The 1,278-nt window shown below is 64.9% G+C and carries 2 protein-coding genes; both read left to right on the plus strand.

From position 1 onward, the window contains the following. Positions 1–506, plus strand: a 506-nt coding sequence (locus tag ACFWF3_RS36290; protein WP_379318707.1) for a MarR family winged helix-turn-helix transcriptional regulator, incomplete at its 5' end; no start/stop codon positions are given. Between the two features lie 103 nt (positions 507–609). Next, positions 610–1,059, plus strand: coding sequence for a nuclear transport factor 2 family protein (locus ACFWF3_RS36295; protein ID WP_379318709.1), 450 nt, complete (start codon positions 610–612; stop codon positions 1,057–1,059). Positions 1,060–1,278: the final 219 nt, after the last annotated feature.

The raw sequence follows: 1,278 nt of genomic DNA on the forward strand, positions 1-1,278 counted from the left end.
GTACGTGTTTCCTGGGCAAGTACGATGAGCGCATGAACACCCCGTCACCCTGGCTCGATGAGGACCAACAGGAGCTGTGGCAGGCGCTCCTCACGGTCGTCACCGCCCTCCCCGCAGCTCTCGACCGTCAGCTACAACGCGACGCGGGCATCTCCAACTTCGAGTACGGGGTGCTGGCCAGGCTGTCGATGGCCGACGACGACACGATGCGCCTGAGCGACCTCGCCCGGGTCTGCGACAGCACCCAGCCCCGGCTGTCGAAAGCCATGGACCGCTTCGAAGCCCGCGACTGGGTCACCCGCCGACCCGACCCCAGCGACGGCCGATACACCTTCGCCACCCTCACCGACGGCGGCCGCCGCAAGCTCGCCGACAGCGCCCCGGAGCACGTGGCGCAGGTGAAGCGGCTCGTGTTCGATCCGCTGACCGCCGCTCAGCGCCGCAACCTCGGGACCGCGCTCACCCGCATCGCCGCCACCGTGCGCGGGGAACTCGAACGGGGCTGAGCCGCCTCAGGCCTCCCTCCCCCGCATCACCCGCGATATCCCGATAACCGACGCCGACCGTGTGTCGGCATGTTCACCCGCAAGCGAATGAGGAGAAGTGCGAATGACGTCGAGCGAAACCGGCTCCGAAGATCTTGTCGAACGATACTTGGAGACTATCGCCGACCACGACTACGAAACGTTCGGTGAGCTGCTGACGGATGACTGCGAGTTCACTCTCGTCCCGATCGGTCACACATGGAAGGGCCGGGAGGACGTCGTCGGGGCACTCACCGTCTCGGGAGGAACCGATTCGCACGACGGCGAGCCCTCGGTGCGGATCACCAGCTGGTTCAGAAACGACGATCATGTCGTGGTCGAGTACGAGCGAAAGGCCGTCGTCCGTGGCGTCCGGCTGAACATCGACGGCTACTGCTGGATAGCACATATTCGCGACGGTCGTATCGATTCGATTCGCGAGTACATCAACCCCAGCAATCCGGGAACCGCCCTGCTCTTGAGCCTCGTCTTGCGGGCTTATCCCCGCCTCACGCGTCGCAAATCGAAAAAATAGCGCACGCCAACCGGAGCTTCGCTTGGGCAGAGCCCCGGTCCGGGCACACGTCAGCGGGGGTCAGGGGCGAAGTTCTTCACGGCACGCCCGGTGTCGGTTTTCTGTTTCGAGATCGTCGACGGCCGAGCCAGGTCCGCGACCAAGACCTGCGAGGAATTCTCCTCGTTCACGATGTCGTCGCCACGCCCAATTAGGGTGCAACGTCCGGACTGCCGGGCC

This window comes from Nocardia sp. NPDC060220, from assembly GCF_042727815.1.
Taxonomy (GTDB): Bacteria; Actinomycetota; Actinomycetes; order Mycobacteriales; family Mycobacteriaceae; genus Nocardia.

Coding starts and splice junctions, on each gene's coding strand:
- ACFWF3_RS36295 (WP_379318709.1), top strand. CDS start 610: ATGACGTCGAGCGAAACCGGCTCCGAAGATCTTGTCGAACGATACTTG.